Source organism: Rappaport israeli (assembly GCF_001888055.1).
In the GTDB taxonomy this organism is placed as follows: domain Bacteria; phylum Pseudomonadota; class Gammaproteobacteria; order Cardiobacteriales; family Cardiobacteriaceae; genus Rappaport; species Rappaport israeli.
The window spans coordinates 1-1,556 of record NZ_LXHZ01000033.1; the positions used below are offsets into that span (position 1 = coordinate 1).

General features: G+C 41.8%; 1 pseudogene. It reads left to right on the forward strand.

Annotated elements, in window-relative coordinates:
* Positions 1-14: 14 nt before the first annotated feature.
* Positions 15-1,556, forward strand: a pseudogene (locus A5N84_RS09190) (hypothetical protein); the annotation flags it as partial.

The following is a 1,556-nucleotide window of genomic DNA, read 5'->3' on the forward strand; positions in this document are numbered from 1 at the left end:
CAAAGGAGTAGTTCATGACCACGCAAGAGAATCAAAATAACAATATACACAAAGAAACCAAGGATGTTTGGACTACGATTCTAAATAATTTATTGCCATCTGATACAAGTATTGGTGGGATTGTTACATTACAAGAAAATGTTTTAGGGGCAATAGGAGAAAAAATATCTAATCAATTAATTAAAGATTATGGCGTTAAATCTGTTAGAGAAGTTAATACTGTATTAAACAAGACGCTTGCTAGCAATAGAGCAAAATTAAGTCGCTATCAGGCAACAGAGCATTTTTATGCAAAAGCTTCTGAATCAGCTTTGAGACTTAACAAGAAAGAAAAAGCCCTGAATGCGCTTAAACATAACTCTATGATTACTGCGCAAACAAAAGCCGCTATTTTAAATAGTGAAATCAAAAAAGTAACGGCGGATTTAGCTAAAGCAGGTTCTTTTATATTAAAACATGCGGGTAGTGTTGCTACAGCGGTTGATTTAGGACTTGCATTAAAATCCAATGATTCTAATGAGATTTTAAAATCCGCTGTGGCTAATGGTTTAGGTATCGCGGTTACCGCTTTAATTGCTGCTGGTGGTTCAGGAACAGTTGTTCCAGCTGCTATTGCTGGTAGCCTTGTGGCTATTGGAGCTAGTATCCTTTGGGATTTAACTGGATTAGGCGAACTGACAGGATTGTCTGGTAGGAATTTCCGTGAAGATTTATTATCTTCGGTTACTGAAATAACCGACCGTTATCGAGAAAAATATTCTTGGTATGACGCCACCATTAACGTTACGACTAATTTATTTGAGTCTTTTGCTGATTTTGTAGGATTAAATCGAGCCGACACCCAAAAATACCACCTTACCGACCCTTTAGTGCTAGACCTCAATGGTGATGGCATAAAAACCTTAGCGGCATCAGGTTATGAAGGAGCATTATTTGATGAAGATGGCGATGGCATACGCAGCGCGATGGGGTGGGTGGATAAGCATGATGGCTTATTGGTGCATGATATTAATGGCGATGGCAAGATAAACAACGGACGAGAAATCCTAGGAGATGCCTACATCCTTGCTAATGGACAAACCGCACGCCATGGCTATGAAGCCCTAGCCAGCTTTGATAGCAACGGCGATGGCAAAATAGATTCCCAAGACAGCGCCTTTACCAGCCTAAGCATTTGGCAAGACACAAACAGCAACGCCCTCACTGACGAAGGCGAACTCCACAGCCTAAACAGCAAAGGCATCAAAACACTGAATTTAGCCCACCAAGAAACCCAACAAGCACTAGAGCACGGCAACAGCCTAAGCCATCTTGGAGAATATGAAAAAAGCGATGGCAGCCAAAGACAGATGGGCGATATCAACCTAAAGCGCGAACCATTTTTTAGTGAGTATGTTGCCCCCATCCCCTTAACAGAGCAGCAAAAGCAGTGGATGAATTTAAAAGGCACGGGATATTTGCGCGACTTACGCCAAGCTGCAGCAACCTCACCAGAGCTAGCACAAACCTTACAAGCCTATCAAAACGCCCCCAGCAAAGAAGAACAAATCGCCTTA